General features: G+C 36.0%; 12 protein-coding genes and 1 tRNA gene. 4 read left to right on the top strand and 9 right to left on the bottom strand.

Translation table 11 applies throughout. The annotated features are described in order from the left end of the window. Nucleotides 1-69: 69 nt before the first annotated feature. From H8Z77_RS00935 to H8Z77_RS00915, 5 genes are all read right to left on the bottom strand, one after another. Nucleotides 70-3,987, bottom strand: coding sequence for a glycosyl hydrolase (locus H8Z77_RS00935; RefSeq protein ID WP_186995874.1), 3,918 nt, complete (start codon nucleotides 3,985-3,987; stop codon nucleotides 70-72). 286 nt (nucleotides 3,988-4,273) lie between these two features. Next, the gene (locus tag H8Z77_RS00930) at nucleotides 4,274-5,347 is read right to left on the bottom strand and encodes an AraC family transcriptional regulator (RefSeq protein ID WP_186995873.1); all 1,074 of its coding nucleotides are present in this window, start codon (nucleotides 5,345-5,347) and stop codon (nucleotides 4,274-4,276) included. 296 nt (nucleotides 5,348-5,643) lie between these two features. Next, nucleotides 5,644-5,720, bottom strand: a tRNA-Met gene (locus H8Z77_RS00925). A gap of 139 nt (nucleotides 5,721-5,859) precedes the next feature. After that, on the bottom strand, nucleotides 5,860-6,162 hold the full coding sequence (locus tag H8Z77_RS00920; protein WP_186995872.1) for a hypothetical protein: 303 nt from the start codon (nucleotides 6,160-6,162) through the stop codon (nucleotides 5,860-5,862). A 116-nt stretch (nucleotides 6,163-6,278) separates the two neighbouring features. Beyond that, the gene (locus H8Z77_RS00915; protein ID WP_069988214.1) at nucleotides 6,279-6,998 is read right to left on the bottom strand and encodes a 16S rRNA (uracil(1498)-N(3))-methyltransferase; all 720 of its coding nucleotides are present in this window, start codon (nucleotides 6,996-6,998) and stop codon (nucleotides 6,279-6,281) included. Between the two features lie 145 nt (nucleotides 6,999-7,143). Between H8Z77_RS00915 and H8Z77_RS00910 the strand changes: the two genes are divergently transcribed. From H8Z77_RS00910 to galE, 4 genes are all read left to right on the top strand, one after another. Beyond that, nucleotides 7,144-7,773: a potassium channel family protein gene (locus H8Z77_RS00910; RefSeq protein WP_069988213.1), complete on the top strand. Its 630-nt coding sequence runs from the start codon at nucleotides 7,144-7,146 to the stop codon at nucleotides 7,771-7,773. A 12-nt stretch (nucleotides 7,774-7,785) separates the two neighbouring features. Further along, nucleotides 7,786-8,445, top strand: coding sequence for an NAD-binding protein (locus tag H8Z77_RS00905; protein WP_069988212.1), 660 nt, complete (start codon nucleotides 7,786-7,788; stop codon nucleotides 8,443-8,445). 64 nt (nucleotides 8,446-8,509) lie between these two features. After that, entirely contained in the window at nucleotides 8,510-9,331 is an 822-nt protein-coding gene (locus H8Z77_RS00900) for an alpha/beta hydrolase (protein ID WP_186995871.1), read from the top strand. 240 nt (nucleotides 9,332-9,571) lie between these two features. Then, on the top strand, nucleotides 9,572-10,585 hold the full coding sequence (gene galE, locus H8Z77_RS00895; RefSeq protein ID WP_186995870.1) for a UDP-glucose 4-epimerase GalE: 1,014 nt from the start codon (nucleotides 9,572-9,574) through the stop codon (nucleotides 10,583-10,585). Nucleotides 10,586-10,675: 90 nt separating this feature from the next. Here the strand turns inward: galE and H8Z77_RS00890 are convergent, their stop codons facing one another. The 4 genes from H8Z77_RS00890 to H8Z77_RS00875 form a co-directional block, all read right to left on the bottom strand. Then, entirely contained in the window at nucleotides 10,676-11,359 is a 684-nt protein-coding gene (locus H8Z77_RS00890) for a YfjL-like protein (protein WP_186995869.1), read from the bottom strand. Continuing rightward, complete coding sequence (locus tag H8Z77_RS00885) at nucleotides 11,356-11,892, bottom strand: zf-HC2 domain-containing protein (RefSeq protein WP_186995868.1); 537 nt, start codon at nucleotides 11,890-11,892, stop codon at nucleotides 11,356-11,358. The genes H8Z77_RS00890 and H8Z77_RS00885 overlap by 4 nt, the downstream gene beginning before the upstream one ends. Next, the gene (locus H8Z77_RS00880) at nucleotides 11,879-12,355 is read right to left on the bottom strand and encodes an RNA polymerase sigma factor (RefSeq protein WP_186995867.1); all 477 of its coding nucleotides are present in this window, start codon (nucleotides 12,353-12,355) and stop codon (nucleotides 11,879-11,881) included. The genes H8Z77_RS00885 and H8Z77_RS00880 overlap by 14 nt, the downstream gene beginning before the upstream one ends. Nucleotides 12,356-13,416: 1,061 nt before the next feature. After that, nucleotides 13,417-19,128 carry a family 78 glycoside hydrolase catalytic domain gene (locus H8Z77_RS00875; protein ID WP_186995866.1) on the bottom strand — a complete coding sequence of 1,904 codons (5,712 nt, stop codon included), beginning with the start codon at nucleotides 19,126-19,128 and terminating at the stop codon, nucleotides 13,417-13,419. Nucleotides 19,129-19,207: the final 79 nt, after the last annotated feature.

Genomic DNA, 19,207 nt, shown 5'->3' with positions numbered 1-19,207 from the left:
TACCAAAATGTACTATTAAAATAACCCCAACTTCAATAGTTGGGGTTATTTTTTATAAAGGAAAAATCACTATTTTCTTTTATAAGTGAGTAATAATGCTGCACCTGCTAATGCCAATGCCATTACTCCTGCGATTGGAGTAAAGTCACCGGTTCTTGCTGCGTTCGCTTTAGTTGTAGTGATTTCCTGTCCTGCTTGTGTACCATCCGCGTTGTTATCTGCTGGTGTTTCGGTAGTTGGCCTTTCTACTGCTACTAACCCTTTCATTGCTTCTTGTACACTTGATACTGCTGCATCTACTTGTTCTTGAGTAGCGTTTTCATCCGCTATTACTTCTTTTGCTTTTTCTACTACTGATTGTAATACCGCATAACTTTCTTCTGTATATGCATTTGCGTCCACTTTTTCTGCTTCTTGTACTACTTCTTCTAAAATGGATTTGTCTGCTTTAAACCTTAGGTTCAGCATTGCATTTAACAGGTTATCTGCTACTTCGTTGATTTCCACCTGCATAGCGTCTCCATCTTGATAGATTTTTTGTGCTGCTTCCAATGCTGCAGTAAATTCCGCTTGACCGGCTTCTATATATTTGCTCAGATCGATTTCTTCCGCCGCTGCGATTAAGCTTGCTAACTCTGTTTTATCACCAGCTACAAAACCTAATTTGTGAATTTCATTCAGCAATATTTTCCATGCTTCATCAATTACTTCTTGACTTGCATTTTTATCTGCTGCTACTGTTTTAGCGTTTTCTAGTGCTTCATCAAAAGATTTTTGCACCGATTCAATAGCATCATCATATTCCCCGCTTTCTTTTGCAGCATCTGCATATGCAATGACAGAGTTTAAGATCGATTTATTTGTTTCCACTGTATTTACTTCTGTTTGGATATATGGTGTCAAGGTAACTTCTCCAATAATGCCAAACGCATAAGTTTGACTATCCGTTGTACCAAACTTATAGTTTGCCAAACTGGAGTTTACTTCTACTTTAATGGTGTTGGTTCCAGATACTAGATATGGACCTATATCTGCCTGGTTGGAAAATTGATTAATCCACACTTTTGCACCATTTACATAAAGTTTCATTCCATCAGAAACCTGGGTAAATTTTAGGATAGCACCCTGACCTTCTTTCCAGCCTTTTTCCAGTTCAAATGAAGTATTGTATTCCCCTATTCCTCCAGAACGTGCTAAATCTTCTGAAATTTCGTACCAAGGTACTAACTCTGTTAATGTATATGGACCTTTATCAATAATTTGGGTTTTTAAATAATCGTCTGGTTCTACCCAATCTTCTTCCTCTAATAGTGGAGCCCATTCGTGGAGAGTCATTTCCCAATGATTTAAGTTGATTGGATTTTCTGCCGCATCCACTATAACATTTATTGCGTTACCATCCGATAGTGTTACTGTATAATTTCCTGCCAATGTTGTATGCATCACAAGATTTCCATCCTGGTCATAACTTAGGCTATCCGCATCTGTTTGGATAGCAGATTGTTCTGGCTGTTTGCTACTCCAACCTGGTTTTGCAATGGCAATAAACTTAGTATCTCCAGGTTCCAGCTCTATTTCCATAGTTACTTGATCATCTTGTTTTGTATATTCCGCTATTGGTGTGATTTCTCCACTCCATGGATCAAGCAAATAAGGGAAGCCTTCTCCTTGAAATGTTATGGTCTGTTGTGTTGCTTCTGTTAAACTATTGTTATAAATATAATACAGTTCTGCTTCTTCTGTAGTTCGATGGTAGAATAAATTGCTAGATGGTTCTTCTGGAGCTGCATCAGGAAGAATATTAAAATCTTCCAATGCTGATATTAGCTCTGTACGGTCGGATACCGTTTTTACATTGGTCATAGTTTGCAATGTTTCCATGATTGCCTGTAACTCTTGATTCGCGGATTCCAATGCATCAATGGCTCCAACCTCTTCATCAGAACCTGGATAAGAATCCGTTCTAGTTGGCGCTTTCCCTACAATAAAAATAGGTAAACCTGATTTTGCATATTCTAAAATTTGTCTTGCGGTATCCAAAGGCATGTCAGAGGCCTGTTTTTCACCACTTATCTGATTCATCCTTTGGTCTAACACCAAAGCTTTATAGGATGGTCCTTCCGAAGAAGTATCCAAAGTACCATCATCATTTAAACTATATGGAGCCAAAACAGTTTGCCCTTCGTTTATTCCAACAGTGGCATTTGGAAGTTCCAACAAAGCAGGGGTGATATAATCATAAGAATATCCTGCATATTCTAAATCTGTAACCTCTGGCTCAACACCAGTATAATTATCCCGATAGTATAACCTGTACATAGCCAAGTCAATATCCCCTTGCCCTTGCTGTAATACCATTTGGGCACGTGACATATAATCTGTCATTTCTTTAACAACTTCCCATAATGGTGTTTTATCATCCCATTCATTGGAATATCCCATACCACACATGGTTCCATAACCTGGCCATGATTTTTTTTCTGGGTAATATAGTCCATCAAGATCATAAACTTTACCAGAAAAACCATGTAATATGTTCTTATTTACCCCTGTTACAAATAATCTGTTTATATAGTGGAATAAACCTGGATCGTTTTGGGTATAGGGATCATTATTATTTTTTTGATCAGAACCAGTCCATGTCTGCCTCCATGAAGTAGTGTTTGTTTCAGCAGATTCAGACGAATAGATCTGATCTCCTTTCATATGTGCTACACCACTTTGTAAGCGGTAAGCATCAATTGTATCTTTATGTCCCCAAGCTTCTGTTTCAGTAATATCAGATGCCAAAGAACTTTCTGTAATTTCAAACTGTGCATTATATGAGCCCTGATAGCGTAAGGTCATATTATGGGAATGAGCCCAATCTCGAAAGACAGATACATGATTTTCTGTATATAACTCTGTCATAGTTTTGTAAACATCTAGTCGGATTTGATAACCAACCCCTTCAAATTCATAATTTGAAGTTTCGTCAATATCAGCAGCCCCACGCCAATAACTAGGCATAGAAATAGTAGGCAAATATGGAGTTAAATCATATCCTCTACGTTCTTTAAATTCAGAAAGCATGTCTGTTGTCCACAACAGATTATCGCCTAATTCTAAAGAATCGCCAAAGATACTACCACCATTTTCTTCATACATATTTGTTAGTTCTGGGTCATCGTTCATAGCATCTTCCCAATTTTTAATGACTGCTTTTGTTGCTTCTATATCCATATGATTAATTACAACTTCTTCAAATCCAGAGCCAACAGTTTTACCTGTTGATTGTTGGTACATATAGAATATGCTCCAATTTCCCTCTGTTGGAGCTGTCCATTTTACTGCTCCAGTTTCAGTATCTACGATAGCACCACTAGAAATATCCATTAAATTAACTGCAGAAGCAGGGTCATAATTTCCAGTATCTAGTTTTTTTGCTGCTGTTATAGCTGTCAATTTAAATGTACGGTTTTGATCAAATCCTTCATCTGGAAATTGAAATTGATTGGATTGATAAACCATATTGGATGAATTTATATTAAAATCCACATCTTTAAAGTACAGTGCCTGTTCTGCTCTTTCATCATTGATATCTATAATATCTGGTGTTGCAATTGGCCAAAGTTGCCCAAGAGTGAAATCAACTTGAATGCCACAATCTTTTGCTTCTTCTAATATCCATTTTATATACTCGTTCCATTCTGGTGTATTAATTTTTACTTTAGGATCCAGAGAAACCAATTCAACTCCGCCAATACCACTATCTGCCATAAGGCGAACCAAACGACGGACTTCTTCTTCTGGCATTCTGCCTGGATTAATCCACCAACGACTATACGCTTTGGCATCGTTGTCTGGATTTTTAAATTCTTGTTCAAATTGGGTAAGATTTTGTTCTGGATTATTTTCTATTGCCAAAACAGTTGTGCTAGATAGCATTGTTGTAGCACATATGGCGCCTGCCAACAATAAAGATAATATCCTTTTTTTCATACTCATGTTTCTTCCTCCTAAATGGTTTAAATTAAAATTGTTGATAAAATGGTTCTGTTCTAGTTATAAAAACAAAACACCCAAAGCTATAAGGAATATCTTATAGCTTTGGGTGTATGGATTCTTGATTAAAATAAAAAACGCCAGTTTTCATAACATCACAGAATCGTCCCATTGTACTATAAATACAATAGGAATATTTTCTTGACCTCCTTTCAGAGATCAATACAATTACTGGCATATTTATTATAATCTTTTTTTATTCAAATTGTAATACCTTTATTCCACAAACTTAACCATCTATTTTTGTGCTTTTTGACATTTTATTTTGATACCGTTTCCGGTATTCTACTGGAGATATTCTATATTTTTGCTTAAAAGCCCGTTCAAAACTGGAGCGCTCTGAATACCCCACAATTTCCGCTATCTCCTGTATAGTCTTTATACTATCCTGTAAATAGCTGCATGCCTGATGGAAACGGAAATGCTGTACTATTTCTTTAAAAGATGTGTTACTATACCTTTGGAAATACCGTGCCATAGAACGAGTTGTATAACCAAAATGTGCAGACAATTCTTCTAATGTAATACTCTCATAATGCTCATTAATATAGGAAATCACATCAGAAAGTTTTAGCCTATTTGAATCTGTATCTCCTAGCATATCAAAATGGCTCCGATATTGTTTTGTCATTTCTCCTAGAAGTAGAACCAATAATGCTTTCATCATACTGTGGCTCATAGGTTCATCACGATAAAAAACTTCTATCATGGACTGAATAATTTTTTCACAATGATAATTTGGATCAGGATGTAATACAATTTGACCTGCACGGTTGTTGATGGTATAAATCGACTGAATAAAAAAGTCAGTAATCATATCATTTTCCGCAAGCATATCCAAAAAGGAACGTTGAAATAGATCTTGTCGTATTAATATATTAAATACAGTGTCTTCTGGCTGAAATCTTTGCAACCTGTGGATTGCCTGTAGATTATAAAGACAAATATCCCCTGAATATAACATTTGTTCTTTTCCGGATATTAAACTCATACATTTTCCAGAATATACATATACAATTTCAAAAAAATCGTGGTTATGGAGCTTTGTTCCAAATTTTTGTTTATCTTTTAATTTTGATGATAAATAATAGTCAGTAGAAATATCAATCTCTATATTTGGTGGAACATTCCCTGTTTTCCAATGAAAAGTATAGTATTGTTGTTTTGTAACAGGATCAATGTTAATTGAAAGCATTTCTGGAGAGGGAACATAATTTTTCCGATGAATTTTATGTGTAATAATCTCTCTATTCTCCATTTTTAAAATAGAGGAAAGGTATTCATTTGGACGATGGATTCCCACTATATCCCCCCTAACTAGTTTTAGATAAATTTATTATATATAAAATCATAATTTTTATCAACCAAATGTCTTTTTTTGTCGTATTTTTTAATTTAATCTGTCTTTCTGTGCAATATCCATTTTACTAAAATATCAGTATAATAAATGTATGAAATTAAGAAGATCGATACGATGCTGGCGCTTGTTCGATAACCCCTAATTTATTCTTTTGGTATCCCTATCCATATGGACAGGGATACACTTTTTTGTTACACAAAAAAGCTACATTTCAATTTCTTGAAATGTAGCTTTTAATTTGGTTGCGGGAGCAGGATTTGAACCTACGACCTTCGGGTTATGAGCCCGACGAGCTACCGAACTGCTCCATCCCGCGATATATAAAAGCACTTTAAAACTTCTTTCTGAATCAGAGTGCTTTTATATTATACTATACTTTCTCAAAAAAAGCAAGCATTTTTTTGAGAAAATAAAAAATTTTTTAATAAAAAAATTTTCAACCTGTTTTATGGTGATTATTCTTTCTCTTCTTCAGGCTCTGTTAAAGATTCTACATCAAAACCATCTGTTATAGTAGTATCTTCTTCTGGTTCTTCTGTAGATTGTTCATTTTCAGTTTCATCTTGGTTTTCTGATGTTTCTGCTAAATCCACTTCGTCTCCACCAGTGTAGTCTTCATCGCCTAAATAATTTTCATCGTAATCTAAATCTTCACTAATTTTTTTACTGCCACGTTTCACAAATTTTGCAATTGCCCAAGCACCAGCTGCCAATGCAGCAAATACAGCAACGATTGAAACAATAATCTTTTTTTTCATCTAAATCGTCCTCCTTTATATCCATTATATCAGGAATCAACTTATTTTCTTACGATTTTATAATTCTATTATATACGCAATTAAACAGAATTACAACAACATAAATGTTACAAATGTTAAATATTTTCGGTTTGGTACATAATAATAGATAATGCACATAATGGAGCTGTCTCACAACGTAAAATTCGTTTTCCCATAGATCCTATCTGAATCCCTTTTTGTTTTGCCAATTCTACTTCAGATGGTTCAAATCCACCTTCGCTTCCAATCCAAACAGAGATTTTTTTCATAGAATTTGAAATAATTTCTGGCAATCGTTTTCCTCCACATTCGTAGAATAAAATCCCTTGCTCTTTTGCTGAAAATCCATCTATTGATTGCTGAAATGTCATCAAATCTTTTACCTGTGGGATAATCCCTCTCCCGCTTTGTTTTGCTGCTTCCAAGGCAATCTTATTGTACCGAATACATTTTTTTGCCATTGACTTTTGATCCGGTCTCGATATACATCGAGATGTTAGTACCGGAACAATCTCTGTTACTCCAAGTTCCACTGATTTTTGAATAATTTGCTCAAATTTATCTCCCTTTGGCAAAGCTTGATATAATGTTACCTGAATATCTGGTTCTGTTTGGCTTGGCTGTTTCTCTACAATAGAAACTACTACTTCTTCCCCAACCGATTCTATTTTACAATGGTAGTCAAACCCCTTTGTATCACAAAGGGTTATCATCTCGCCTGGCTGCATACGCAAAGAACGAGAAATATGGTGGGCACTTTCTCCAGTAATGGTTGTAAACTGGTCATTTAATTCTGGAATAAAAAATCTGGGCACCGTTATCCCTCCTCTTCATTTACTTTTATTATAACATACACAAAAACAAAATCAATAATAGAATGATTTCTCACTCTTTTGTTATTGACAAATAGTTGGCAACATATTACTATTAAATTATATACCTTTTGGAAAGGATCTTTTTATGAATATTCTAATTATCGGTTGTGGTAGGTTAGGCAGTCGGCTTGCCAGCGTACTAGATGCGGAAGGTCATTATATTGCTATTATCGACAATGACAAAGACCGTTTTGACATGTTGGATGATGAGTTTACTGGCCTTACAGTAGAAGGAACACCAATTGATATTGATGTAATGAAATCTGCCGGGATTGAGGGCTGCGACTATGTAGTATGTGTGACAGAACAAGATAATACGAATATCATGGCCGCACAAATCGCTCATGAAATATTTAAATTAGATAATATTATCTGCCGTGTATTAGACCCTGTAAAAGCACATGCGTTTGAAAGTTTAGGAATCCCTACAATTTGCCCTACTTCATTGGCATTTGAATCCATTTGTTCAGGGCTATTTGGTAACAAATCAAATAGTAAGCTCGTCCATTATGGAGGTACTTCCATTGAATTCAACACGATTCCTTATCAAAGGCATATGAAGGGAAAATTGCTATCAGAACTCAACAAAAAGTCAGAAGAGCATCGCTTATTTGCGGTGATTGATAGCCATAATATTATTACACTTTATTCCCCATCAGCAGACCGGGTTGTAACAGAAACTGACCGCTTGATTTTTGCTCATGTAGTACTGTAGGAGGATACCATCATGAATATTTTAATTATAGGTGGAGGTAATGTTGGATATTATTTAGCCAAATCCTTATTACATGCAGGTACACATGAAATTAAAATTATTGAAAAAGAGAGATGTAAATGCGCCTATGTAGCTGATCGTCTTGATATTTCTGTTTTTCGAGGAGATGGGACAGACATCCGTACTTTAAAAAAAGCAGAAGCACATAAGGCGGATATTATGGTAGCAATTACAGGGAGAGATGAAGATAATTTTATTGCCGCACAACTGGCTCGTAATTACTTTCATGTAAAAACAACCATTGTAAAAGCAAATAATCCTAAAAATATTGATATTATGAAAACGATTGGGGCTGACATCGTAGTATCTAGTATTAATATTATTACAAATTTGATTGAACGGGAAGTAGACGCTGTAAGTATGCGGTTTATTACCCGTATGAACATGGGCAATTCTTCTATTTGTGAATTTATTGTAAAAGATACCGATTCAATCAACGGACAACCACTTAGTGAGATCCATTTCCCACCAAATACATTGGTAATAACGATCCTACGTAAAGGAAAAAGTATTATTCCTCAAGGGGATACATTGCTCATTGAAGGGGATGATGTCATGATTATGACGGATGATAAAAACAAAAAAGAACTGCAACGTATGTTCAGCAAATAAAAATTCAGCCAAAGCCGTTTTGATAAAATTGCTTTGGCTGAAATTATAAATAAGGAGACAAAACATGATTTATCAGGAATATTTTATCAACACCAACTGCCCAGTAATTGGACTGGAACAGCCAGTTTTACAAGCTTATTTATTAAATCCTCCAATCGCACAAGGAAAATTAAGACCAGCCGTGATTATCTGTCCTGGTGGTGGATATAGCAGACGTTCGGTACGAGAAGGGGAACCTGTTGCAATGCGTTTTTTATCACAAGGAATTAACGCATTTGTATTACAATATAGCATTGTTCCCAACCGTTTTCCAACCGCATTAACCCAGTTAGCGGAATCCATACGTTTTATCCGTTCTCATGCGGAAGAATGGTCGATTGACACCAATCAGATTTTTCTAAATGGTTTTTCTGCTGGAGGGCATTTAGCAGCTTGTCTGGGAACTATGTGGAACCAGGAATGGTTACAGAAAATAATGGGTTCTTCTCCATCAGAATATCAGCCAAATGGAATGATCTTATGCTACCCTGTTATTACAACTGGACCCTTTACCCATCAGGAATCTTGCGAACATCTTATGGGAAGCCAGCCAGATGAAACATTATTGCAGCATCTTTCTTTGGAAAATCAGGTTTCTTCCAATACACCTCCTACCTTTTTGTGGCATACCCAACAAGATACCAGTGTTCCAGTAGAAAACTCACTGCTGTTCAGTATCGCTTTGCGCCAGCATAAAATTCCATTTGAACTACATATCTATGAACGTGGTATCCATGGTTTGGCTTTAGCGGATGAGGTTACAATGAGGACACCAGAGCAATGGGAACCAAACTGCCAGGATTGGATTGATAAAGCTATTAGCTGGTTAAAACGTCAGATTATTTGATTGATGTTGAGAGTATCTTTTTTATTTAATAGATCGTTCCCTTTCATTACGAATTATTATATTATAGTTCAAAAAACACTAAACGCTATATAATATTTTTATATTATAAATGATATATCAACCTGTTTTATAGACGATATTCCGATACACCACAATAAAAATTGGATTTAGTGGAATAGTAATAGATAGCTAAAAATGAGGTTTATAAAACATGAATAACAGATAATAGGAGTAACGATTATGTCAACAATTTTAGTAACAGGTGCAACCGGATTTATTGGAAGCCATACCTGTGTTGAATTAATCCAGTCCGGATACCATGTAGTTGGAACAGATAACTTTTGTAATTCAAAACCAGCTGTTTTAGACCGAATTCAAACGATTACTGAAAAGAAGATGGATTTTATAAAAGCTGACTTATGCCATCCAGAAGAATTAGACCAGATCTTCCAGCAATACCAAATTGATGCAGTAATCCATTTTGCCGGCTTAAAAGCAGTTGGTGAATCGGTAGAAAAACCATTGGAATATTATTCAAATAATATTACTGGTACTTTATACCTTTTGGAATGTATGCGAAAATACCACTGTTACCGTATTGTATTTTCTTCTTCCGCGACTGTATATGGTATGAACAACCCCGTTCCATATCAGGAAAATATGCCAACTTCTGCAACAAATCCATATGGGTACACGAAAGTGATGATTGAACAAATATTACGTGATCTTTGTGTATCCGATCCAAAATGGAGCATAGTTCTATTGCGTTACTTTAATCCGATTGGGGCACATCATAGCGGTTTGCTTGGTGAAGACCCAAATGGTATTCCAAACAACCTAATGCCATATATTTGTCAGGTTGCAATTGGAAAACTAGAATATTTAAGAGTTTTTGGCGATGATTACGATACTCCAGATGGCACTGGTGTACGGGACTATATTCATGTAGTGGATTTGGCGAAAGGACATTTAGATGCTGTAAAATATGCACTAGAACATAATGGAGCTCAAGAAATTAACTTAGGAACAGGAAAAGGTACCAGTGTATTAGAACTTTTCCACTCATTTGAGAAAGCCTGTGGAAAAAAACTGCCTTACCAAATTATCGAACGGCGGGCAGGAGATATTGCTACCTGTTATGCAGATACTTCTAAAGCCAAAGAGTTGTTGGGATGGTCAGCCAAAAAAACAATTGAAGATATGTGCCAGGATAGTTGGAATTTTATCTGTAAAAATCCAAATGGAATTGAATAAATAATTGGTTGAGAATACCTCCCATAATATATGGGAGGTATTTTTTCATCTGCTTCTTCAGCCATCAAAAGCAGAACATAACAGTTGCGTTTATTTTTTGATTGTGACAATTTTGGTATGTGATACCATTTCTTCTTCCGTTGCTTCAAAACTAGTTAATTCTGTCTGGTAACAACTGTTTCCATCTTCAGGAAGATAAGAATACAGTTTCGCATTTTCTATTGGTATCCCTAAAATCTGAAGTTTTTGTATCAGAGGAATTGCAGTTGCGATATAATCTTCTTTGGAAGAAAATTCTTGATTCAATTCTATTTGAATGGTAACAGGTATATTTGGGTCATAGGAAGAGTCCAACTGATATTGGAAGGGAGGTAGTTCTAATAACGTATTTATGGTAATATCTTCCTGTGTTAATTGCATTTGTGTATTGAGGAAAGTATAAATCATACTAGAAACCTCTTCTTCCATACGGGATTGAATATCAAACTGATAATAGTCTCCAATCTCTCCAGTTGGATAATATACAATACTGGAATGGTTCCTGGAATCGTCCGCTTCTGTAACAGATGCATAAAAAGTATTGGTCTTTGATGTATAAGATAATTCCCCCATCACAATTTCTTTTCCGTAATGTTTTTCAATATAAGTTTGAATTTCTCTTTTTGCTTGAAAATATCGGATTGGATTTCCCTTAGCCATCAGATAACAACCGGTGGAACTGATGACCCATATAACAGAAATTACTAATAATACAATGCGTTTTGTTTTTTTCATTCTAATCCCTTCTTTCTCCACAACTGGATTTGTTTCGCCAGCATGATCCCGCTTCCTGTACAAAAAAAGAAAAATGGCAGCCCTATTAAGCCCAATATCAAGTGAGTTTGCACCATACTTACCATTAAAAACTCAAGAGCTCCAAAAATTAAAATTGCTTTGTAACGATGGAACAATAGTGTTAGTAGAAATGGTATAAGAATTAAGCAAGGAACAAATCCAATCCATCCTTGATAAAGCAAGGAAAGATAGTCTGCTACTAACATAGAAAGAATCACAGTAAAATACCAGGTACTATTTTGGGATTTTTGGATTTTCTTCAATAGAACTAACGCAGATTTTTCTTTGGAATTTGTATTGGAGAGCAAATCAGTCTGATGAAACAATTCCTGTTGGTTTTTCTCTTGAACCGCACGGCATTGAGGGCATCTTTGCAGATGCTCATCTATTTCTTTTTTGGTTTGTCCAGAAACCAAGCCTTCCTGATACAATGGAAGTAAATCTTGTATCATGTTACAATTAATCTGCTTCATTTTGCAATACCTCCATTAATTTTTGTTTCGTCCGAAAAAATGAAACCCTACAATAATTCTCTGTTTTACCAATGATGATAGAAATCTCAGCGAAAGTTAGTTCATTAAATAGCCGCAAAACCGCAATTTCCTTTTGTAATTCAGATAATTTCGATAATTCCTGAAGGATTATCCAACTAAGTTCATGCTCGGATGGATCAATATCTCCTGGTTCAACAGTAAGCTCATATAGTCCAAGTTCCATTGGATTTTTCCTTAAATAAGAAAAATATTCATGCCTTGCAATACCAATAAGCCAAGTTTTAATGGTAGACCTTCGTTGAAAAGAAGAAAGGGATTGCAGAGCGGATAAAAAAGTGGATTGAAGAATATCTTCTGTTTGATGCTGATTTTTTGTTAATGAAAAAATATAACGGTATAAATCATCATGATACAAATCATATAATTCTTTTATTTCTTCCACAATTTTTCCTCCCTTCTTCTCCAATCTATTATGTATCCATTGTTTTTATCGATAATTTTCTTTTTCCTATTATATAAGTGTTTTTAAATCAACATTTCGTTACAAAATACAACCATTATTTCAAAATTAATAACTTATAAGGCATCTTTATTATACCATATTTCTGTTTTCAAACCATTTTTTGTTAAATAATGGTATTATAGAGTAAACACAATTGACTTACCAAACATGAAAGAGACCTTATGCTCAAATAAGCAGAAATCTAAATTAATAGAACTAATAATCTCTTTCTCTAATTTTTCAGTTATTTTTCTTATCTGTCCTACAAAATCAATCAATACGTCACTCTAGTTTTTTCAACTATAGATGTATTTCTTTTTCCACAGCTGCTTAATTACAAACTATATTCTTCAATGAAACCAAACATTTTTCAATTTAAATCACTAATAAATGGATGGTTTGCTCAGAGACCTGGAAAAAGTATTAAAAAATACCATGGCATCATACATTCTGCTATTCGTAAACAATTTCCATCAGATATCGGCAGCCGTATGAGATTAACTGATGACTGCTATTCTATATACTTTTATCCTACAAAAGCCATCTATTAGAAAGTTATTCCCTTAAAACTTCTCTTTCTATCTCTGGTAAAACCAGGTATTTTATTTTGCTTAGACAGGCAGTCAAAATCACTAGTAAACTAGTGGTTTACTCAGACCTCAGAGAGGGCTGAAAGAAATATCGAAGAACTACTATCGCATCGCTTGCTCCTCTACTGATAAACCAGTATGGTTTTTCTTTCCATACCCTTTTCTGGAAAGAAAACTGTATGCAAAAATTCCTGAATTGCTTTTCTAAAATCTTCTACTCCATTCTCAAGTATAAAGCATTTTTCATCTATTAGAGTTTCTCATTTTGCCAAGTTTTTTATTCACCTCTGGTTCTACTAATTTTTTTAAACTATGGGCAGCAATCATAACAAAACGGGAGACACAATTGTGTCTCCCGTTTATTCAATTACTTCTCATTTAGAAGCAATTTAGCGTAATCAGTTATTGAACTTATTTACGTCTTTTTTTAGCAACAATAATACCAGCACCTGCTAACATTGTAGCTGCTAACGCAAATACAATAGAGCTATCACCAGTTTTAACTGGTTGATTTGTAGTCGTGGTAGATCCTGTTTGAGTAGAAGAACCTGTGCTATTATTTACAGCAGAGTTATCTTTTACTTCCAAGTTATTGATTGCTTGTGCCAATTTTTCAACTTGAGCATCTACAGCTGGCTGATCATCCTTGCTTAAGTTTTCATTGCCTAACATTGCTTTGGATTCACCTAAAACTGCTTTCAATGCTGCAACGCTAGCATCTGTATATTGGCTTAAGTCCATACCTTCTACTTGTTGTACCAATCCTTCTAAGATAGAAGTATCAGCTTTAAATCTCAGCTGTAACATACCACCTAACAGTTCATCTACTGCTGCATTAACTTCTTCCTGAGTAGCGTCTACATTGTCATAAACACCTTGTGCTTTTTCCAAAATTGGTGCAAATACTTCCCATGTTGCTGGGGTGTAATTTTCCTCTTTGAATTCTGCACATTCATCTAACAATGCTTTTAACTGGCTCTTATCTGCTAGTTTTTCCAACGCATCAAATGCTGCTTTCAGGTCGTTATATGCTTTGTCAATTTCATTCTGCATTGCATCTCTATCTGCCAATACAGTTTCTGCATTCTTTAATGCTGTTTTGAAATTGTCTTTTGCTGCTCCATCTTTATATTGGCTCAGGTCAGTATCCTTTACTTCATCATACAGATTTTGCAGTGCTGTCTTATCCCCTGCCTGGAAGCCCAGTTTATGGATTTCATCCATTAAGGTCATCCATGCATTGGTTACTTCTTTGTCTGTCGCCGCTGGATTATCATAAACAGTTTGTGCATCTGCTAATGCTTTATCAAAGCTTTCTTTTACAGATGGAATAGCATTTGTGTATTCCTCTGTACCTTTTAATTCTGTTGCTTTTGCAATTACTTTTTCCAGGATTGTTTTATCAACATCACCTGGTGTTGGTTCTTCTGTGGAAGAAGATTTAAAGTTAAAGGTACCGGAAACAACTTCAAATACAGCTTTACCATCTGTGGTTTCGATGTATTTGATACCATCGGTTGCTTCATCCAAATCGGCAACATCTTTACCGTTTACTGTAACAGTCTGACCTTCTGTAGTTGGCAAGTATACAGTAGCGGTAGTATTTGCTGGTACTGTTGCAGTGTAGTTAAATTCGTCTTCAGACCAGTTCCATTCTGCACTGATTGTACCATATGTAGAATCATAAGAACCTTTTACAGATGTAATTCTCTGTTCATTTGCAGGAATTTCAGAATCTTCACGAGTATCTGGTTGTGGTTGTAAAATGATGTGTTTGAAGCCTGGATCATCAATGTCCGCTTCAATACCCAGCATATCACTATACATCCATTCTAATACCGCACCATAAGAATAATGGTTAAAGGAGTTCATACTAACATCGCCAAAACCGTTTTCTTTGGTATAAGAGTTCCATCTTTCCCAAATAGTTGTTGCACCCTGGTCTACAGAATAGAGCCAAGAAGGATCTTCTCTCTGTAACAACAGAGTATAAGCCATATTGGTTTCACCAACATCACTTAAAGTCTGGTTTAATGCACCAGTACCTACGAAACCAGTACCCAATTTATTGCCATTGTCTTTAATTTTCTGAACTAAAGTATCAACAGCAGCTTGTTTTTGTTCTTCTGTTTCAAACATGTCGGATTTCAAAGCCATCAGATAACATGTTTGAGTAGAGTTTTCAGTTTTTAATGTTCCATCAGCATTCAAGAATGTTGCCTGGAAGTAATCTTTAATTTCTTCATATCTTTGACGGTAAGAAGCAGCTTCATCTGTTTTGCCGATAGCATCACACATTTCTGCCATCATCAAAGTATCGTTTGCATAGTATGCACATGCGATTACATTTCTTACTGGACCTTCATTGGATTCATATGCCAACCAGTCACCATAACCTGTGCCAGCACCAATGTATCCTCTTGCTTCCAGCCACTGCATGTATTCTGTCATAGAATCATACATTTTTTCAATCATCAAAGTATCGCCGTACATTTTGTACATAGTATAAGGTACAATAATACCAGCGTCGCCCCAAGCAGCGTTACCAGCTCCTACTGCTGCAGAACGTGGAATGGTATCTGTATAAGCGCCACCTTGTTGGCTATCCTGAGCATCATAAGCCCATTTATGGAAGAAACCTGCAACGTTTGCATTGTAAGAAGCTGCTCCAACAAAGATCTGAGTATCGCCGGACCAACCAAGTTTTTCATCACGTTGTGGACAGTCTGTTGGAACGCTGAGATAGTTACTTCTCTGTCCCCAAAGAACATTACTGATTAATTGGTTAACAGAAGCATCAGAAGTTTCCAAAGTACCTGTTTCAGGAATTGCAGAACCTACTACTTCTGCTACAAAGCTATTAATTGTAATATCTTGTGTTGCTGTAACGGATACATAGCGGAATCCGTAGAAAGTAAAGGTAGAACGGTAACTTTCATTTGTATCACCTTTTGCAATGTAAGTACCAGTTGCTTTTGCAGAACGGTAGTTTGCTGTATATAAACCGCCTTCTGGGCCATCATTACCTCTGGATTTTTCACCACTGTCATTCAGCATTTCAGCAAAATGCATCACAACTTCGGTTCCTTGAGGAGCTGTAATATTGATATTTGGCCAACCTACCATATTTTGACCTAAATCAAAAATAGCGGTCTGACCTTTTTTCAGTTCAATTTTATCATTTGCAGCGTAATCGTCTTTTACAACGTTAATTTTGCCATAATCACTGCCATTATCTACTGTACCTTCATATACAGTTGTTTTTGCAGAGGTGCGTTCTAATTCTTTCCGAACCTGAATTGTTTGTCCGGTTTGAGCAGAAATAATACCTCTAAAGTCTGTGCTGTAGCTTGGTTTCTGCCAGGATTCGTCTTCTACATAATCGCTGGTGGAAATTTCAGCTGGACTTGGATAATTTGCGTCATAAGTTTCGCCATCCCAGATATCAGCTTCACGGATTACACCGTTTTTGCTTGTTTTCCAGGAACTATCTGTGTTAATTACTTCTTGGGAACCATCGCTATAAGTGATAATGGTTTTTGCCATAAACGCCATATCTTTATAGCCATAAGTACCATAGGAAACCCTACCAGTCCACCAGCCACTACCCATTGTTGCCAAAATAACATTGGAACCATGTTGTTTTACTAAATCAGTAATATCATGGCTATAGTACAGAATACGTTCATTGTAGTCGGTCCAGCCTGGTTTCATTTCATCATACATTTTTTCGCCGTCAGCATTGGTATAACCAACACGTTCGCCGTTTACATATAAATCATATACACCTAAAGAAGATGCATAAACTTTTGCGCTAACTACTTCTTTTTCAGCAGCAGTGTCAAAAGATTTACGGAACATTGGCATACCCAGTTTAGACAAATCTTTTGTCATCAGTACGCCAGCGTTTTCTGCTACAACAAATTGGCCATCTACAATCTGGCTGCTGCTAGCCTGTCCAGCGGAACCGCCAAATGGGTTAATGCCATCGTCGAAGTTATAATCGTATTTTACGGTTTCAGTTCCTTCGGCATCATAGGAAACCACTTTCAGGTTATCTGCTTTAAATGTTTCTCCTTTTGCACCGGATCTGAATCCAACACAACCGTCAACCATTGTACCTGGTTTTCCGGTTAAATCAAATGTATTTACTTTTACATCGTTAATGTAAGTAACTACTGCATCATTTGTAACATCCAATTTCACATGGATTTGTTTATTTTGAATTTCGGTTGCGAAATCAAAATATTGGCTGATATCTACTTCATAACCATTGTAGTTTGGTGTACCATTTGCCCAAATATGTGGACGCAGGTATAATTGACCATCATGGTCAACACCATTTAACTGCCACATATAGAAGTTATTACTATCAGTACCAGAAAATACCAAGCCAGCAGCATCACCAGTAATAGTTAAATCCGCTTCATAGGTAAAGTGAACTGGTTCAGCTGGTTCTGGTTCTACAGGTTCTGTCCCTGTCAATGTACCAGTTAAGAAAGCGTTGGTAGCGCCAGCTACATTCAAGGTTCCATCTTTAACAGTACCATTATCAAAGATATTTTCTTCTGTGCTAAAGTCTGTCAAAACTTGAGGCTGTCCATCAATTTTTACACAAACATTATCATAGGTAACATCATCATCTGCATCACTTGTAAAACCGATTTTTCCGTCAAAAGAGAAATCTTCCAAGCGGTCATGGTATTTTGCTTCTACACCATCTACATAAATCCAAACCTGTTTACCATAGTTTGCAATAACAGTTACATGATGTTGTTTTCCAATAAAATCATCCTGAGCTACATTGGTAATTTTACCACCATCAAAACCATAAGCAGCAGCACTTCCATCTTTAAAGTTTTGTACAACTGCTGGTTCATTATTGTAATTAACACCATTTAAGGTTCCAGTGTAAGATGGATTTATTTGAGAATAATAATAAACGCTGCCTGCCGCATTAGAACCATACATAATGCCAGCTTTACCAGAATTAATGGTAAAATCTACATCAAAACGGTAATAGTTTTCTGTATCTTTTTCAAAGAAAACTTTGTCGGATTGCACATTGTCATCTTCACATTTAACGTGCAGCTGACCGTCTACTACTTCACCACCGTCAAACTGTGTATCAGAAGCCAAACTAAAGTCTTGGTAAAACAAAATTGTTCCATCTTTAGCAGTTGCCTTTAAATCGTCAATCCAAGCTTCTTCCACAAAGCCCTGAGCAGGATTAGTAGCTTGACGGAAGCCCAATTTACCATAAGATAAATTAGCATCTCCAGTGTTCATTTTATTTACTTCTTGTCCATCTAAATAAGTAGTAACTGTTTTATTTTCAGTATCTACTACTAATTTAAAGTTGTAGGTTTGACCATTTACTAAATCCTGATCTAATTTGTAACCATTAAAATTGCCAACATTTTCAGGATTAAACAGTGCGCCGCCGCCATTCCAAACATGAGGTCTGATATAAGAGCCTTCCACACCGTTTTCCATATTATTATTCAACTGCCACATATAGAAATGTGTTTTGTCTGTTCCAGCAAACACAAATCCTACTGCGTCGTTGAATTTAAAGTTGGATTCAATGGTGTACACGCTTGTATCCGCAACTTGTTCTGGAGCGTCTGGATCAGGGTCGCCAGCTTTTGGCATACGGATCCAATGTACATCATCAAAAGCATTTTCTTCTAATAATCCCATTTCAAATGTTGCTGCGTCAGAAACAACAGATTTATCATCTTTGTCCCAAACAGTAACATGCCAATGGTAAGTAGAAGAAGATTGCAAAGCCTCACCAGCATAAGCGATATCAATCGAAACATCGCTTGAAACTTTGCCGGTGTCCCAAACAGTTTTTTCAGCTTTGTCGTTTACTGTATTCCATTTTTCAACAACAATCTGGTAAGCTGTTTGTTTTTGACCTACAACAGAGGACTGCATATTCCAAGAAAAATATGGGGTCTTGTTGTCGATACCAATTGGATTGGTAACGTTGTCTACCATCAGATTTTGTATTGTTGTATCTGGTTCTGCTGCGCTTACTGCCAAAGAAGGTACCATCATGGTTACCAGTAAAGCCAACGCAACAATCCATGCAACAACACGGTTTCTTTTTCTCATGGCCATTTCTCCTTATAAAAATAAATTTAGCAAACATCATGTGAACTATTACAAAAAGAAATAAATTCCTTTTCATAAT

Source organism: Clostridium facile (genome assembly GCF_014297275.1).
GTDB lineage: Bacteria > Bacillota > Clostridia > Oscillospirales > Ruminococcaceae > Massilioclostridium > Massilioclostridium facile.
Note: the sequence above shows the minus strand (reverse complement) of the source record. Positions and strands in the feature narration are given on the sequence as shown.